Origin of the sequence: Nocardioides sp. SR21 (assembly GCF_022761125.1) — a bacterium.
Lineage (GTDB): Bacteria > Actinomycetota > Actinomycetes > Propionibacteriales > Nocardioidaceae > Nocardioides.
Map to the genome: position 1 here is coordinate 357,913 of NZ_JAKWJR010000003.1, position 16,165 is coordinate 374,077.

Below are 16,165 nucleotides of genomic sequence, written 5' to 3' on the forward strand. Positions count from 1 at the left end.
CGTGAGCCGGGCCACACGAGCCCCGTCCCTACACTGACGGGCGTGCCCGACGCCTCCCCTGCCGTGTCCGTCGACGGGCTGGTGATGAGGTACGGCGACAAGACCGCCGTCGACAGTCTCTCCCTGACCGTCGAGCGCGCCACGATCACCGCCGTGCTCGGTCCCAACGGCGCGGGCAAGACCACCACGCTGGAGACCTGTGAGGGCTACCGCAAGCCCCAGCAGGGCACGGTCCGCGTGCTCGGGCTCGACCCGACCCGCGACCGCCGCGAGCTGCTCCCGCGCATCGGCGTGATGCTGCAGGCCGGTGGCGCCTGGAGCGGCGTGCGCGCGATGGAGATGCTCGAGCACGTCGCCAAGCTGCACGCGAATCCGCTGGACACCGACATGCTCGCGGAGCGCCTCGGCCTGGGCGACTGCGGGCGTACGCCGTACCGCCGCCTCTCCGGTGGCCAGCAGCAGCGGCTCGGCCTGGCGATGGCCCTGGTCGGCCGGCCGGAGATCGTGTTCGTCGACGAGCCGACCGCCGGCATGGACCCGGCCGCCCGCCGTACGACGTGGGAGCTGCTCGAGGAGCTCCGCGCCGACGGCGTGACCGTGGTGCTGACCACGCACTACATGGAGGAGGCCGAGCGCCTCGCCGACCACATCCACATCATCGACCGCGGCCGGCTGATCGCCTCGGGCTCACCCGAGGAGCTCACGCGGGGCACGTCGGCGACGGTGCGCCTGGTCGTCGACCAGGAGCTGCCGGCCGACGCGGAGGCCGCCCTGCGCGCGTCCGTGGATCGGTGGAGCGCCGACCACGGGGTCGGCGTGCGGTCGATCAGCTTCGGCTCGCGGACCCTCGAGGACGTCTTCCTCGAGCTGACCGGACGGGAGCTGCAGCCGTGACCGGCAGGCAGGGCACCTTCACCCCGATCCCGGGCGCGGCGCCGCTGTGGCGCCAGGTGCTCGCCCAGGCGCGCATGGAGTCGCGGCTGATGCTCCGCAACGGCGAGCAGCTGCTGCTGGCCGTCGTCATCCCGGTGATCGTGCTGATCGGGGGCGTGACCGCCGGCGAGCACCTCTCGCTCGACCTGGAGACGGCGCACCCACTGGTCGACATCTTCACGCCCGGCGTCATCGCGCTGGCGGTGATGTCGACGTCGTTCACCTCGCTGGCGATCGCGACCGGCTTCGAGCGGCGCTACGGCGTGATCAAGCGGCTGGGTGCCTCGCCGCTCCCCCGCTCGGGCCTGCTCGCCGGCAAGGTCGGCGCGCTGCTGCTGGTGCAGCTGCTCCAGGTCATCGTCATCGGCGGCGTCGGGCAGCTGCTCGGCTGGACGCCCGAGCCCGAGGTGCTGGGGGTCGCGCTCGCGATCGCCTTCGGCACCGCCGCGTTCGCCTCGCTCGGACTGTTCGTCGCGGGTGTGTTCCGCGCCGAGGCGACGCTCGCGGTCGCCAACCTGATCTACCTGCTGCTGCTGGCCGGCGGCGCCGTCGTACTCCCGCTGGGGGCGTACGGCGCGTTCGGCGACATCGTGCGGTGGCTCCCGTCCGGCGCGCTCGGCGAGGCGATGCGGACGGCGTTCATCGACGGCGAGGTCGCGTGGCGCGACCTCGGCGTCCTCGCGGTGTGGGCAGTCGTCGGCACCACCCTGACGGCAAGGACCTTCAAGTGGGAGTGACCGACCGGCTGCGCCGCCAGCACGAGTGGATCCGCGGCTGGGCCTGGGCCTCGATCGTCGCGAACATCGGCATCGTGGTCACCGGAGGCGTGGTCCGGCTGACCGGCTCGGGGCTCGGCTGCCCGACCTGGCCGCGGTGCACCGAGGAGTCGTTCACGCCGCACGGTGCGTACGACGTCAACTCGATCATCGAGTTCGGCAACCGGCTGCTGACCTACGTCCTGGTGGCGGTCGCGATCGGCACGTTCGTCGCCGCGTGGCAGTCCGGGCGTCGCGACCTGCGCACGATCGCGTTCGTCATGGGCCTCGGCATCCCGGCGCAGGCGGTCATCGGCGGCATCACGGTGCTCACCGACCTCAACCCGTGGGTCGTCTCGTTCCACCTGCTGTGCTCGATGGCGATCATCTGCGTCTCGATGCTGTTCCTCCAGCGGGTCGACCGCCCGGCCCCCGCCGAGGCACCTCGCGGACCACTCGTCGTCCTGGGCTGGGCCACGTTCGCCTCCGCCTGGGCGGTCCTGTACGTCGGCACGATCGTCACCGGATCGGGCCCGCACGCGGGTGACGCGGATGCCAAGCGCAACGGCCTCGACCCGCTCCAGTGGAGCCAGGTGCACGCCGACCTGGTGTTCCTGCTCCTCGGCCTCACCATCGGGCTGCTGCTCGCGGCGATGGCGATGCGGCAGCCGGCCGAGACGATCCGGGCGGTCTGGGTGCTGCTCGCCGTCGAGCTCGCGCAGGGCCTGATCGGCTTCGTGCAGTACTTCACCGATCTGCCGGTCGTGCTGGTCGGGTTCCACATGCTCGGCGCCGCGCTGGTCGCGGCCACCGTCGCCTGGGCGCTGATCCAGGTGCGCGAGCCGGCTCGCTGACTCGCTTCCTGTCCCAGCTGTCGCAGTTTCACCATGTGATGGCGTCGAACCTGCACTTCCCATGGCGGGCAGACCGTGGGAAGTGACGGTTCGCCTGCATCACATGGTGAAACTGCGACGGAGCCACCTGACAGCCGAAACCCGCACGACGCGCCGTTGCCGCTCGGCGTGTCCTGCGGGTTTCACCGGGCCGCCGGTGAAACCCGCACCGCCCAGGCAGAGCGACGGCGGCCGCCCATACCCCCGTGGACGGGCTGGCCGCCGTCATACCTCAGACGTCGTGGCGGCCGGATCGGTTGCCTCGAGTGCGGAACTATTTTCCGGGAGTCTGGAATCTCACCGGGACTCGGCACGCAGGTCGCGACTTCGCGGGCTCCGTCGCACCGCCCGCTCGACCATCGTCAGCGAGTCCGCTGACGCGTCCTCGCTAGCGCTTCAGCAGCGGGTCGACGGCCACCGCGACGAACAGCAGCGAGAGGTAGAGGTTCGACGAGTGGAACAGCCGCATCGGCTGGATCACCGTGAGGTTCTCGGTGCCCTTCGAGCGGTTCCACATCCGGTGCGCCTCGACCAGGAAGATCGCGCCCAGGACCGCCGCGGCGATCGGGTAGAAGAGGCTGGTGTCGGCGACCGGCCACAGCAGCAGCGAGGTCGCGACCATCACCCAGCTGTAGATCACGATCTGCTTGCCGACCTCGGCGGCCGGCCGCACGACCGGCAGCATCGGGACGTCGACGTTGGCGTAGTCCTCGCGGTAGCGCAGCGCCAGCGCCCACGTGTGCGGCGGCGTCCAGAAGAACACGACCATGAACAGCACGACCGGCACCCACGAGAGAGAGCCGGTGACCGCGGTCCAGCCGATCAGCGCCGGGAAACAGCCGGCGAGGCCACCCCAGACGATGTTCTGGGTCGTACGCCGCTTCAGCAGCATCGTGTAGCCGAACACGTAGAACGCGTTGGCGGCGACCGCGAGCAGCGCCGACAGCGGGTTGACCCAGACGTAGAGGATCACCGTCGACAGGATCCCGAGCACGAAGCCGAAGACCAGCGCCGCGCGCGGCGAGACGATGTGCCGCGGGATCGCCCGGCGACGGGTGCGCCGCATCTGCTCGTCGATGTCGCGGTCGTAGACGCAGTTGAAGACGGACGCGGAGCCCGCCGAGAACGTGCCGCCGACCACGGTCGCGACGACCAGGCCGAGGTCCGGGACGCCGCCGGCGGCGAAGAACATCACCGGGACGGTCGTGAGGAGCAGCAGCTCGATGACCCGGGGCTTCGTGAGTCCGACGTACGCCGCGACGACGTCCTTGACGGTCGCGCGTTCGGCCGCGGGCTGCTGGGCAGCAGAAGCCGACTGGCCGACGTAGGTCACGAAGTTCCTCGAGCGAAGTGGGTACCGGCTCAGGGCCGGTGGACGATGGCGAGTCTATCGCCAGAGGTGGGTAGGCTCGGCATCGCCTGATCCACCCGAAAGGAACCCTGTGAGCAAGACCTCTGCGCTGGACTGGACCGAGCTCGACCAGAAGGCGGTGGACACGGCCCGAGTCCTCGCCATGGACTCCGTCCAGAAGGTCGGCAACGGTCACCCCGGCACGGCCATGAGCCTGGCCCCGGCGGCGTACCTGCTGTTCCAGAAGGTGATGCGCCACGACCCCGCCGACCCGCGCTGGATCGCCCGCGACCGCTTCGTGCTGTCGTGCGGCCACTCGAGCATCACGCTCTACACGCAGCTGTTCCTCGGTGGCTTCGGGCTCGAGCTCAGCGACCTCGAGGCGCTGCGCACCTGGGGCTCCAAGACCCCCGGCCACCCCGAGCTCCACCACACCGCCGGCGTCGAGGTCACGACCGGCCCGCTCGGCCAGGGCGTCGGCAACGCGGTCGGCATGGCCATGGACGCCCGGCGCGTGCACGGCCTGCTCGACGCGGACGCCGCGCCCGGCGAGAGCCTCTTCGACCACCACGTCTACGTGCTCGCCTCCGACGGCGACCTGCAGGAGGGCGTCAGCGGCGAGGCCAGCTCGATCGCCGGCACCCAGGAGCTCGGCAACCTGACGGTCATCTACGACCGCAACCGGATCTCCATCGAGGGCGACACCGACATCGCCTTCACCGAGGACGTCGCCAAGCGCTACGAGGCCTACGGCTGGCACGTCCAGACCGTCGACTGGACCAACGGCGGCACGGAGTACGTCGAGGACGTCCCGAAGCTGTACGACGCCGTCGTCGCGGCCGGCAAGGTCACCGACAAGCCGTCGCTCATCGTCCTCGACACGATCATCGCCTGGCCCGCGCCGAACGCGCAGGGCACCGAGGCCGCCCACGGCAGCGCGCTCGGCGCCGACGAGGTCGCGGCCACCAAGAAGATCCTCGGCTGGGACCCCGAGCTCAGCTTCCAGGTGCCGGACGACGTCCTCACCCACACCCGCGCCCTCGCCGAGCGTGGCGCCGCGCTGGGTGCCGAGTGGGACGAGAAGTACGCCGCCTGGGCGGCCGCCAACCCCGAGGGTGCGACCCTCCTCCACCGGCTCAAGGCCCGCACGCTGCCCGAGGGCCTCGCCGACGCCCTCCCGGTCTTCGAGGCCAGCGAGAAGGGCGTCGCGACCCGTTCGGCGTCCGGTCAGGTCATCAACGCGATCGCGCCGCTGATGCCCGAGCTGTGGGGCGGCTCGGCCGACCTCGCGGGCTCGAACAACACCACGATCAAGGGCGTTCCGTCGTTCCTGCCCGAGAGCCGGGGCGTGGAGGAGTGGAAGGCCGACCCGTTCCAGGGCCGTGTGCTCCACTTCGGCATCCGCGAGCACGGCATGGGCGCGATCATGAACGGCATCGCCTCGCAGGCGCTGACCCGCGTCTTCGGCGGCACGTTCCTCACGTTCTCCGACTACATGCGCGGCGCGGTCCGGGTGGCGGCGCTCAGCCAGCTGCCGACGACGTACGTCTGGACCCACGACTCGATCGGGCTCGGCGAGGACGGCCCGACGCACCAGCCGATCGAGCACCTCGCGGCGCTCCGCGCGATCCCGGGCCTCGACGTCGTCCGCCCCGCGGACGCCAACGAGACCGCCGCCTGCTGGCACACGATCCTCCGCCACACCGACCGGCCGGCCGCGCTGGCGCTGACCCGGCAGAACGTGCCGGTGTTCCCTCGCGGCGAGGACGGCTTCGCCGAGACCAGTGACGTCCACCGCGGCGGCTACGTCCTCGTCGACGCCGAGGGCGGGCGTCCCGACGTCGTCCTGATCGGCACCGGCTCCGAGGTGCAGATCGCCGTCGCCGCTCGCGCCCAGCTCGCCGAGGCGGGCATCAAGGCCCGCGTCGTGTCGATGCCGTGCCTCGAGTGGTTCGAGGCCCAGGACCAGTCGTACCGCGACACCGTCATCCCGCCGATCGTGAAGGCGCGCGTCTCCGTCGAGGCCGGCGTGAAGCAGGGGTGGCGCGAGTACGTCGGCGACGCCGGCCGGATCGTCTCCATCGACCACTACGGAGCCTCTGCCGACTACTCCCGGCTCTACCAGGAGTTCGGCCTCACCGCCGAGGCGGTCGTCGCGGCCGCCCACGACTCCATCGCCGCAGCCACCAGCTAGAGAGGAACTCCCATGAGTGACCGACTGAAGGCCCTGTCCGACGCGGGCGTGTCCATCTGGCTCGACGACCTGTCGCGTGAGCGCATCGAGACCGGCAACCTCGCCCAGCTGATCGCCGACAAGCACGTCGTCGGCGTCACCACGAACCCCACGATCTTCGCGTCCGCGATCGCGAACGGCGAGCGGTACGACGAGCAGGTCCGCCAGCTGGTCGACAAGGGCGAGCCGGTCGACCGGGTCGTCTTCGAGCTGACGACCGAGGACGTCCGCAACGCGTGCGACCTCATGAAGCCCGTCTTCGAGTCCACCAGGGCCGACGGCCGGGTCTCGATCGAGGTCGAGCCGACCCTCGCCAACGACACCGAAGGCACCATCGCCTCGGCTCAGGCGCTCTGGGCCGCGGTCGACCGCCCGAACGTGCTGATCAAGATCCCCGCCACCCAGGAGGGCCTGCCGGCGATCACCGCCGCGATCGCCCAGGGCATCAGCGTGAACGTGACGCTGATCTTCGGCACCGAGCGCTACCGCGAGGTCATGGACGCCTACCTCACCGGCCTCGAGGCGGCCCGTGACGCCGGTCTCGACCTCGGCAAGATCCAGTCGGTCGCGTCGTTCTTCGTCTCCCGCGTCGACACCGAGATCGACCCGCGGCTCGAGAAGATCGGCACCGACGAGGCCCTCGCGCTCCGCGGCCAGGCAGCGGTCGCCAACGCCCGGCTCGCGTACGGCGCGTTCGAGGAGGTGCACGCCAGCGACCGGTGGAAGGTGCTCGCCGACGCCGGCGCGAACGCCCAGCGCCCGCTCTGGGCGTCGACCGGCGTGAAGAACCCGGACTACTCCGACACGCTCTACGTCGCCGACCTGGTCGTCGCCGACACCGTGAACACGATGCCGGAGAAGACGCTCGAGGCGTTCGCCGACCACGGCGAGGTCACCGGTGACCAGGTCACCGGCAAGGCCGCCGAGGCGCAGGCGGTGCTCGACAGGCTCACCGCCGTGGGCGTCGACTTCGAGGACGTGCTCGTCGTGCTCGAGACCGAGGGCGTCGACAAGTTCAAGAAGTCCTGGATCGAGCTGCTCGAGACCGTCGAGGGCCAGATGGCGGCGGCCCGCCAGTGACGCCCTCCCCCGTCGACCCGGTATCGACGGAGGCGTGGGCGCGCCTGTGCGCCCTCGCCGTAGGCTTCGCGCCCGACCTGCGGCGATGGTTCGCCGACGACCCGAGCCGGGTCGATCGGCTGACGTTCACCGCAGGCGACCTCCACGTCGACCTGTCGAAGTCGCTGCTGGACGACGCGGTGCTCGGCGCGCTGCTCGCGCTGGCCGACGAGGTCGGTGTGACGGCGCGCCGCGACGCGATGCTTCGGGGCGAGCACATCAACGTCACCGAGGACCGAGCCGTGCTGCACACGGCCCTCCGGCTCCCCGCAGACGCATCTCTCGAGGTCGACGGCCAGGACGTCGTGGCCGACGTGCACCAGGTCCTCCAGCGGGTCTACTCGTTCGCCGAGCAGGTCCGCAGCGGCGCCTGGACCGGCGTCACCGGCGAGCGGATCCGCACGGTGGTGAACATCGGCATCGGCGGCTCCGATCTCGGCCCGGTGATGGCGTACGAGGCGCTCGCGCCGTACCGCCAGGACGGGTTGGAGTGCCGCTTCATCAGCAACATCGACCCGACCGACGCGGCGACGACGCTGGCCGGGCTCGACCCCGCGACGACGCTGTTCATCGTGTCGAGCAAGACGTTCGGGACGCTCGAGACGCTGACCAACGCCCGGCTCTGCAAGGCCTGGCTGCTGGACGGACTGGCCGGGCACGACGCGAAGGAGGCGGTCGCGAGGCACTTCGTCGCCGTCTCGACCGCGCTCGACAAGGTCGCCGACTTCGGCATCGACCCCGCCAACGCCTTCGGCTTCTGGGACTGGGTCGGCGGGCGCTACTCCCTGGACTCGGCGATCGGTACGTCGCTCGTGGTGGCGATCGGTCCGGAGCGCTTCGCGGAGCTGCTGGCCGGGTTCCACGCGATGGACGAGCACTTCCGCACGGCCGAGCCCGCGCGCAACGTGCCACTGCTGATGGGCCTCCTCAACGTCTGGTACACGAACTTCCTCGGCGCCGAGAGCCACGCGGTGCTCCCCTACGCCCAGCTCCTGCACCGGTTCCCGGCCTACCTCCAGCAGCTCACCATGGAGTCCAACGGCAAGGGCGTCCGCTGGGACGGCTCCCCGGTCACGACCGACACCGGCGAGATCTTCTGGGGCGAGCCCGGCACCAACGGCCAGCACGCGTTCTACCAACTCATCCACCAGGGCACCCGGCTGATCCCGGCGGACTTCATCGCCGTCGCGAACCCGCCGTACGACCTGCAGGACGGCGACACCGACGTCCACGAGCTGTTCCTGGCGAACTTCCTCGCGCAGACCGCGGCCCTCGCGTTCGGCAAGACCGCCGACGAGGTCCGCGCCGAGGGCACGGCCGAGGCCGTCGTCCCCGCCCGCGTGTTCACCGGGAACCGGCCGACCACCTCGATCATGGCGCCCGAGCTCTCGCCGTCCGTCCTCGGCCAGCTGGTCGCGCTCTACGAGCACCTGACGTTCGTGCAGGGCGTCGTGTGGGGCATCGACAGCTTCGACCAGTGGGGCGTCGAGCTCGGCAAGCAGCTGGCCCAGAAGGTCGGCCCCGCGATCGCCGGCGACGCGTCGGCGCTGGCCGCCCAGGACACCTCCACGCAAGCCCTGATCGCCTACTACAGGGAGCACCGCAGCCGATGACCCAACCCAACCCGCTTCGCGACCCCCGCGACCGGCGACTGCCACGCATCGCCGGCCCCTGCGGCATGGTGCTGTTCGGCGTCACCGGCGACCTGTCGCGCAAGAAGATCATGCCGGCGATCTACGACCTCGCGAACCGCGGCCTGCTGCCGCCGGGCTTCAGCCTGACCGGCTTCGCCCGCCGGGACTGGGCCGACCAGGACTTCGCGCAGATCGTCCACGACTCGGTGAAGGCCCACGCGCGCACGGAGTTCCGCGAGGAGGTGTGGAAGCAGCTCGCCGAGGGCTTCCGCTTCGTCCCCGGCGACTTCGACGACGACCACGCCTTCGACCAGCTCAGGCGCACCATCGAGGAGCTCGACGAGGAGCGCGGCACCGGCGGCAACCACGCGTTCTACCTGGCGATCCCGCCGGGGTTCTTCGGTGACGTCGTCGGCCAGCTCAAGGAGCACGGCCTGTCGACGCCGCGCGACGGCTCGTGGCGCCGGGTCGTCGTCGAGAAGCCGTTCGGCCACGACCTCGAGTCGGCGCGCGAGCTCAACGCGACGCTCGGCGAGGTGTTCCCGCCCGGCTCGGTGTTCCGCATCGACCACTACCTCGGCAAGGAGACGGTCCAGAACATCCTGGCGCTGCGCTTCGCCAACGAGATGTTCGAGCCGATCTGGAACAACACCTACGTCGACCACGTGCAGATCACGATGGCCGAGGACGTCGGGATCGGCGGCCGCGCCGGCTACTACGACGGCATCGGCGCCGCGCGAGACGTCATCCAGAACCACCTGCTCCAGCTGATGTGCCTGGTGGCGATGGAGGAGCCGGTCTCCTTCGACGCCGAGAACGTGCGCATCGAGAAGGAGAAGGTGCTCGCCAGCGTCCAGCTCCCCGCGCGGCTCGACAAGACCACCGCGCGCGGGCAGTACGCCGCCGGCTGGGCCGGCGGCCAGAAGGTCGAGGGCTTCCTCGACGAGGACGGCATCAAGAAGTCCTCGACGACCGAGACGTACGCCGCGGTGACGCTGAACGTCGCCACCCGCCGCTGGGCCGGGGTGCCGTTCTACCTGCGCACCGGCAAGCGCCTGGGCCGCCGGGTCACCGAGGTCGCGATCGTCTTCAAGCGCGCGCCGCACCTGCCGTTCGCGGCCTCCTCGGTCGAGGAGCTCACCCAGAACGCACTGGTGATCCGGGTGCAGCCCGACGAGGGCGTCACCCTGCGGTTCGGCTCCAAGGTGCCCGGCACCCAGATGGAGATCCGCGACGTGAACATGGACTTCGTGTACGGCGGCTCCTTCACCGAGGAGTCCCCGGAGGCCTACGAGCGGCTGATCCTCGACGTGCTGCTCGGCGACCCGCCGCTGTTCCCGCGGCACGAGGAGGTCGAGCTCTCGTGGAAGATCCTCGACCCGATCCTCGCCCACTGGGCCAAGCAGGACGCGAACGGCAAGGGCAGGCCCGAGGCGTACCCCTCGGGCGGCTGGGGGCCGAAGTCGGCCGACGACATGTTGGCCCGTGACGGCCGGACCTGGAGGCGACCGTGATCGAGCTGATGGACACCAATGCCGCGCAGATCGCCGCGGAGTTCACCCGCGCCCGCGCGCGGGCGGGCTCGCCCGCGATGGGCATGGTGATGACGCTGGTCATCGTCGTCGACGAGGACGACGCCGAGGACGCGATGAAGGCGGCACGCGCCGCCTCGCACGAGCACCCGGCGCGGGTGCTCGGCGTGATCCTCGGCGACGGCCGTGGCGCGCCGCAGGTCAACGCCCAGGTCGGCACCGGTTCCGGCTGGAGCGGTGAGACCGCGGTCATCCGGCTCAGCGGCGAGGTGGTCAAGCACGCGGAGTCCGTCGTACTCCCCCTGCTCCTCCCGGACTCGCCGGTCGCGATCTGGTGGCCCAACCACCCGCCGGAGGACCCGGCCGCCGATCCCCTCGGCCGCCTCGCCCAGCGCCGGATCACCGACGCGGCGAGCGCGACGCGCGGCAAGACGCGGGCGATCCACCACCAGTGCCAGGTCTACACGCCCGGCAACACCGACCTGGCCTGGACGCGCCTCACGCCGTGGCGCGCGCTGCTGGCCGCGATCCTCGACCAGCGCCCGGTGAAGGTCACCAGCGCCTCGGTCACCGCCGAGCGGATCAGCCCGAGCGCGGACCTGCTGGCGGCGTGGCTGGTGGACCGGCTGAAGATCCCGGTGGAGCGCAAGAACTCCAACGGGCCCGGCATCACCGAGGTCGTGCTGCGCACCAACCAGGGTGATGCGCGCATCTCCCGCCCCGACGGCAAGCTCGCGGTCTTCTCGGTGCCCGACCGGCCCGACCGGCCGGTCGCGCTCAAGCGCCGGGAGCTGCCCGAGCTGCTCGCCGAGGAGCTGCGCCGGCTCGACGAGGACGACGTGTACGCCGAGACCGCCCGCAGGCTGGTGGCCCTGGAAGGGAAGAGGACGAAGTGAGCACCGAACCCCGCATCGAGGTGCACGACGACTCCGCGACCCTGGCCACGGCCGTCGCCGGGGAGCTGCTCTCCCGGCTGGCGGACATCCAGGCGACGCCGCGGGTGCCGCACATCTCGCTGACCGGCGGCACGATCGCCGAGGACATCCACCGCGAGCTCGCCCGGCTGGCTCCGGCCTCCGACGTCGACTGGAGCAAGGTGGTCGTGTGGTTCGGCGACGAGCGCTTCGTCGCCCCCGACTCCCCCGACCGCAACGTCGGCCAGGCCCGCGAGGCGTTCCTCGACGCGGTCGGCGCCACCCAGGTCCACCCGATGCCGTCGACGGCGGACGCCGCCGACGTCGACGCCGGGGCGGCGGCGTACGCCGAGACCCTGCGCGAGCACGGCAGCGGCGAGTTCGACGTGATGATGCTCGGCATCGGACCGGACGGGCACATCGCCTCGCTGTTCCCCGGCTTCCCGCAGCTCGACGTGATCGACGAGGTCGCCGTCGGGGTCACCGGTTCGCCGAAGCCGCCGCCGGAGCGGATCAGCCTGACGCTGTCCGCGCTGGACCGGTCGCGGTCGGTGTGGTTCCTCGTCAGCGGCTCGGGCAAGGCCCCCGCGGTCGCGTCAGCACTCGGCGGCGCCGACGTGCACGAGATCCCCGCCGCCGGCGTCACCGGACGCGAGGAGACCATCTGGTTCCTCGACCGCGAGGCCGCTTCCGAGCTGTGACCTCTCGCCGGTCGAGTAGCGACCTCTCGCCGGTCGAGTAGCGACCTCTCGCCGGTCGAGTAGCGACCTCTCGCCGGTCGAGTAGCGACCTCTCGCCGGTCGAGTAGCGACCTCTCGCCGGTCGAGTAGCGACCTCTCGCCGGTCGAGTAGCGATCTCTCGCCGGTCGAGTAGCGATCTCTCGCCGGTCGAGTAGCGATATTTTCGTTGGTCGAGTAGCGAGCGCCAGCGAGCGTATCGAGACCTACTGGGTCTCGATACGCCGGCAACGAGCTCCTACGTCACTCGCGCGGCTGCTCGACCTTGGTGCAGCTTCGTCGTCTCCCAGCTCCGCTGGGAGACGATGGCACCTAGAAGATGATGTCGCCGGACTTGCGTCGGGACCGGAGCAGCTGCAGGGCCTCGTCGAGGATGTCGGCCGCCTCCTGGTCGGAGCGACGCTCCTTCACGTAGGCGAGGTGCGTCTTGTACGGCTCGATCTTGGGCGCGGGCGGCGCGTTCTCCGAGTCCCGGCCGGCCGGGAGGCCGCACTTCGGGCAGTCCCACGAGTCCGGCACGGTGGCCTCGATCGAGAACGCGATCACGGAGCGGTGCTCGTGCGCGCAGAAGTACGTCACCGCCTGGCGCGGTGCGGCTTCGCCACGCTCCGCCTCGCCCATCGGGCCGGCACCGACCCGGCTGCCCCGAATTGCGTTTCCTCCACCAGCCACGAACGGATCCCTTTCGAAACGAGCTTGTCAGTACGCGAGAAGAAGCCCGAGGGCGATCACGCAGGCAAACCAGATGACGCCGATACCGACCGTGAGCCGGTCGAGGTTCCGCTCCGCGACGGACGAGCCGCCGAGCGAGCTGGAGACGCCACCGCCGAACATGTCCGAGAGGCCGCCACCGCGGCCCTTGTGCAGGAGCACCAGCACGATCATCAGACCGCTGGTGATCATGAGGATGATGGTGAAGAGAAGTTCCACAGTCGCAGAGCCTACGTCAGTCGTCCGGTAATCAGATGATCGGCATGTCGTAGAACCGGCAAATGCCGCCGAACTCGTCCACCTGCAGGCTCGCGCCGCCCACGAGGCAGCCGTCCACGTCGGGCTGCGCCATGATGCCGGCGACGTTCGACGCATTCACCGAGCCGCCGTACTGGATGCGTACGGCGTCCGCGGCGGCGTCGCCGTGCGTCTCGCGGACCCATGCCCGGATGGCCGCGCAGACCTCCTGCGCGTCGTCCGGGGTCGCTACCTCGCCGGTGCCGATCGCCCAGACCGGCTCGTATGCGATGACCAGGCCGCCGACCTGCTCGGCGGTGAAGCCGGCGAGCGAGCCCTCGGTCTGCGCGACGCAGTGCGCGACGTGCGTGCCGGCCTGGCGGATCTCCAGACCCTCACCCACGCACACGATCGGCGTCATGCCGGCCGCGAGCGCCTTGTGGGCCTTGGCGTTCACGACCGCGTCGGTCTCGGCGTGGTACTGCCGGCGCTCGCTGTGGCCGACGACGACGTACGAGCAGCCCAGCTTCGCGAGCATGCTCGCCGAGATCTCGCCGGTGTACGCCCCGGAGTCGTGCTCGGAGACGTCCTGGGCGCCGTACTTGAGCGACAGGCGGTCGCCGTCCACGAGCGTCTGCACCGAGCGCAGGTCCGTGAACGGAGGGACGACGACGACCTCGGCCTTGGCGTAGTCGTGCTTCTTGTCCGAGAGCGTGATCGCGAGCTTCTGGGTGAGCACCACCGCTTCCTGGTGGTTGAGGTTCATCTTCCAGTTGCCCGCCATCAGCGGGGTGCGAGACGACGCCATCAGTCCTCCAAGACCTTGATGCCCGGGAGCTCCTTGCCCTCGAGGTACTCCAGGCTCGCGCCACCACCCGTCGAGATGTGGCCGAACGACGACTCGGCGAACCCGAGTCGAACGGTGGCCGCGGCAGAGTCGCCGCCACCGACGACGGAGAGGCCGTCGACCTTGGTCAGCGCCTCGGCGACGGCGCGGGTGCCGCCGGCGAACTCGTCGACCTCGAACACGCCCATCGGGCCGTTCCAGAACACCGTCTTGGCGTCGGCGAGGGCCGCGGCGAACGCCGCACCCGAGTCGGGGCCGATGTCGAGACCGAGGCTGTCGCTCGGGATCTCGTCGGCCGGTACGACGCGCGGCTCCGGCGTGCGGTCGCCGGACGGGAACGCGGTGTCCACCACGATGTCGGTGGGCAGCACGATCTCGACGCCGGACTCCTGGGCCCGCTCGAGGTAGCTGCGGCAGGTGTCGAGCTGGTCCGCCTCGAGGAGGCTCTTGCCGACCTCGTGGCCCTGGGCCTTGAGGAAGGTGAACACCATGCCGCCGCCGATCAGCAGCTTGTCGGCCTTGCCGAGCAGGTTGTCGATGACGCCGAGCTTGTCGGAGACCTTCGAGCCGCCGAGCACGACGACGTACGGACGCGCCGGGGACTCCGTGAGCCGACGGAGCACGTCGATCTCGGCCGACACCAGGCCACCCATCGCATGCGGCAGCCGCTGCGCCACGTCGTACACCGACGCCTGCTTGCGGTGGACGACACCGAAGCCGTCGGACACGAACGCGTCGGCGAGCGAGGCGAGCTGGTCGGCGAACGCGCCCCGCTCGGCCTCGTCCTTGCTGGTCTCGCCCGCGTTGAACCGGACGTTCTCCAGCACCGCGACCTGGCCGTCGGCCAGGCCCGCGACGGTCTCCTGTGCGCTCCCACCGACGGTGTCGGTCGCGAAGGCGACGTCCTGGCCGAGCAGCTCGCCGAGCCGCGCGGCCACCGGCCGGAGGGAGTACCGGTCCTCGGGCGCGCCCTTGGGACGCCCGAGGTGGGCGGTGACGACCACCCGGGCGCCGGCCTCGGCCAGCGCCTGGATGGTCGGGACACTCGCCCGGATCCGCTTGTCGTCGGTGATCGTCGTGCCGTCGAGCGGCACGTTCAGGTCCGATCGGACCAGGACGCGCTTCCCGGCGACGTCCCCCAGGCCGGCGTACTCGCTCACGGTCAGAGGGTCTCGCCGATGTAGACGATCAGGTCCGCGAGGCGGTTGGAGTAGCCCCACTCGTTGTCGTACCAGCCGAGCACCTTGACCTGGTTGCCGATCACCTTGGTGAGCGGGGCGTCGAAGATGCAGGAGGCCGGGTCGGTGACGATGTCGGTCGACACCAGCGGGTCGGTGGAGTACTTGAGGAACTTGCCGTCCGCGGCGGCCTTGATGATCTCGTTGACCTCCTCGACGGTGGTCTCGCGCGACGCCTCGAAGGTGAGGTCGGTGGCGGAGCCGGTCGGGGTCGGGACGCGCATCGCGTAGCCGTCGAGCTTGCCCTTGAGCTCGGGCAGCACCAGGCCGATGGCCTTCGCGGCACCGGTCGAGGTCGGGACCATGTTCAGCGCGGCGGCGCGGGCGCGGCGCGGGTCCTTGTGGATGTTGTCCTGGAGGTTCTGGTCCGCGGTGTAGGCGTGGATCGTGGTCATCAGACCCTTGTTGATGCCAAGGCCCTCGTGCAGCGCCTTGGCCATCGGCGCGAGGCAGTTCGTCGTGCAGGACGCGTTGGAGATCACGGTGTGCGCGGCCGGGTCGTACGACGTGTGGTTGACGCCCATGACCACGGTGACGTCCTCGTTCGAGGCCGGCGCCGAGATGATGACCTTCTTGGCGCCGCCGTTGTCGACGTGCGCACGCGCCTTGGTGGCGTCGGTGAAGAAGCCGGTGGACTCGACGACCACGTCGACGCCCAGGTCGGCCCACTTGAGGTTCGCGGGGTCGCGCTCGGCGAACGTCTTGACGACCTTGTCGCCCACGCGGATCTCGTCCTCGGTGTGCGTGACGTCGGCGTCGAGGCGGCCGAGGATCGAGTCGAACTTCAGCAGCGGCGCGAGGGCCTTGTTGTCGGTCAGGTCGTTGACCGCCACGATCTCGATGTCCAGGCCCGAGGCGCGGACCGCGCGGTAGAAGTTGCGGCCGATCCGGCCGAATCCGTTGATACCTACTCGAACAGTCACAACTGGCTCCTGCTTCTCGATCGTGTCGTGCGTGCGGGGAACAGTCCGACCCTATCGCCCACCCGTGGAGCGTTCACCGGGCCGTCCGGCCTACGTGCGGGTAACCA

15 protein-coding genes are annotated in these 16,165 nt (G+C 70.6%); 9 read left to right on the forward strand and 6 right to left on the reverse strand.

The genetic code is table 11. The features are described from left to right. The first annotated feature begins 84 nt into the window (after positions 1 to 84). From MJ604_RS07770 to MJ604_RS07780, 3 genes are read left to right on the forward strand one after another with little or no spacing between them, the layout of a single operon-like run. On the forward strand, positions 85 to 894 hold the full coding sequence (locus MJ604_RS07770; protein ID WP_279235624.1) for an ABC transporter ATP-binding protein: 810 nt from the start codon (positions 85 to 87) through the stop codon (positions 892 to 894). Then, the gene (locus MJ604_RS07775; RefSeq protein ID WP_243057749.1) at positions 891 to 1,670 is read left to right on the forward strand and encodes an ABC transporter permease; all 780 of its coding nucleotides are present in this window, start codon (positions 891 to 893) and stop codon (positions 1,668 to 1,670) included. The genes MJ604_RS07770 and MJ604_RS07775 overlap by 4 nt, the downstream gene beginning before the upstream one ends. Next, positions 1,661 to 2,542 carry a heme A synthase gene (locus tag MJ604_RS07780; protein ID WP_243057750.1) on the forward strand — a complete coding sequence of 294 codons (882 nt, stop codon included), beginning with the start codon at positions 1,661 to 1,663 and terminating at the stop codon, positions 2,540 to 2,542. Before MJ604_RS07775 ends, MJ604_RS07780 begins: the two co-directional genes overlap by 10 nt. 427 nt (positions 2,543 to 2,969) lie before the next feature. Here MJ604_RS07780 and MJ604_RS07785 read toward each other — a convergent pair whose 3' ends face one another. Next, the gene (locus tag MJ604_RS07785; RefSeq protein WP_243057751.1) at positions 2,970 to 3,914 is read right to left on the reverse strand and encodes a heme o synthase; all 945 of its coding nucleotides are present in this window, start codon (positions 3,912 to 3,914) and stop codon (positions 2,970 to 2,972) included. A 109-nt stretch (positions 3,915 to 4,023) separates the two neighbouring features. Here MJ604_RS07785 and tkt point away from each other — a divergent pair, with 109 nt between their 5' ends. The 6 genes from tkt to pgl are packed head-to-tail and all read left to right on the forward strand — an operon-like array spanning position 4,024 to position 12,065. Continuing rightward, complete coding sequence (tkt, locus tag MJ604_RS07790; protein ID WP_308194120.1) at positions 4,024 to 6,126, forward strand: transketolase; 2,103 nt, start codon at positions 4,024 to 4,026, stop codon at positions 6,124 to 6,126. Positions 6,127 to 6,138: 12 nt separating this feature from the next. Beyond that, on the forward strand, positions 6,139 to 7,245 hold the full coding sequence (tal, locus tag MJ604_RS07795) for a transaldolase (protein ID WP_243057752.1): 1,107 nt from the start codon (positions 6,139 to 6,141) through the stop codon (positions 7,243 to 7,245). Further along, positions 7,242 to 8,897, forward strand: coding sequence for a glucose-6-phosphate isomerase (pgi, locus tag MJ604_RS07800; protein ID WP_374458337.1), 1,656 nt, complete (start codon positions 7,242 to 7,244; stop codon positions 8,895 to 8,897). Before tal ends, pgi begins: the two co-directional genes overlap by 4 nt. Then, positions 8,894 to 10,432 (forward strand): glucose-6-phosphate dehydrogenase, encoded by a 1,539-nt coding sequence (zwf, locus tag MJ604_RS07805; protein ID WP_243057753.1) that lies wholly within the window; start codon positions 8,894 to 8,896, stop codon positions 10,430 to 10,432. Before pgi ends, zwf begins: the two co-directional genes overlap by 4 nt. Continuing rightward, the gene (locus MJ604_RS07810) at positions 10,429 to 11,346 is read left to right on the forward strand and encodes a glucose-6-phosphate dehydrogenase assembly protein OpcA (protein WP_243057754.1); all 918 of its coding nucleotides are present in this window, start codon (positions 10,429 to 10,431) and stop codon (positions 11,344 to 11,346) included. Before zwf ends, MJ604_RS07810 begins: the two co-directional genes overlap by 4 nt. Next, the gene (pgl, locus tag MJ604_RS07815; protein WP_243057755.1) at positions 11,343 to 12,065 is read left to right on the forward strand and encodes a 6-phosphogluconolactonase; all 723 of its coding nucleotides are present in this window, start codon (positions 11,343 to 11,345) and stop codon (positions 12,063 to 12,065) included. Before MJ604_RS07810 ends, pgl begins: the two co-directional genes overlap by 4 nt. 349 nt (positions 12,066 to 12,414) lie before the next feature. Here the strand turns inward: pgl and MJ604_RS07820 are convergent, their stop codons facing one another. From MJ604_RS07820 to gap, 5 genes are read right to left on the reverse strand one after another with little or no spacing between them, the layout of a single operon-like run. Continuing rightward, positions 12,415 to 12,774: an RNA polymerase-binding protein RbpA gene (locus tag MJ604_RS07820; protein ID WP_308194121.1), complete on the reverse strand. Its 360-nt coding sequence runs from the start codon at positions 12,772 to 12,774 to the stop codon at positions 12,415 to 12,417. 27 nt (positions 12,775 to 12,801) lie between these two features. Continuing rightward, entirely contained in the window at positions 12,802 to 13,032 is a 231-nt protein-coding gene (gene secG, locus MJ604_RS07825; protein WP_243057757.1) for a preprotein translocase subunit SecG, read from the reverse strand. Positions 13,033 to 13,063: 31 nt separating this feature from the next. Further along, a complete protein-coding gene (tpiA, locus tag MJ604_RS07830) occupies positions 13,064 to 13,858 on the reverse strand; it encodes a triose-phosphate isomerase (RefSeq protein ID WP_243057758.1) in 795 nt (264 codons plus the stop codon). After that, positions 13,858 to 15,057 (reverse strand): phosphoglycerate kinase, encoded by a 1,200-nt coding sequence (pgk, locus tag MJ604_RS07835; protein ID WP_243057759.1) that lies wholly within the window; start codon positions 15,055 to 15,057, stop codon positions 13,858 to 13,860. Before pgk ends, tpiA begins: the two co-directional genes overlap by 1 nt. A gap of 2 nt (positions 15,058 to 15,059) precedes the next feature. Further along, positions 15,060 to 16,058 carry a type I glyceraldehyde-3-phosphate dehydrogenase gene (gene gap, locus MJ604_RS07840; RefSeq protein ID WP_243057760.1) on the reverse strand — a complete coding sequence of 333 codons (999 nt, stop codon included), beginning with the start codon at positions 16,056 to 16,058 and terminating at the stop codon, positions 15,060 to 15,062. Positions 16,059 to 16,165: the final 107 nt, after the last annotated feature.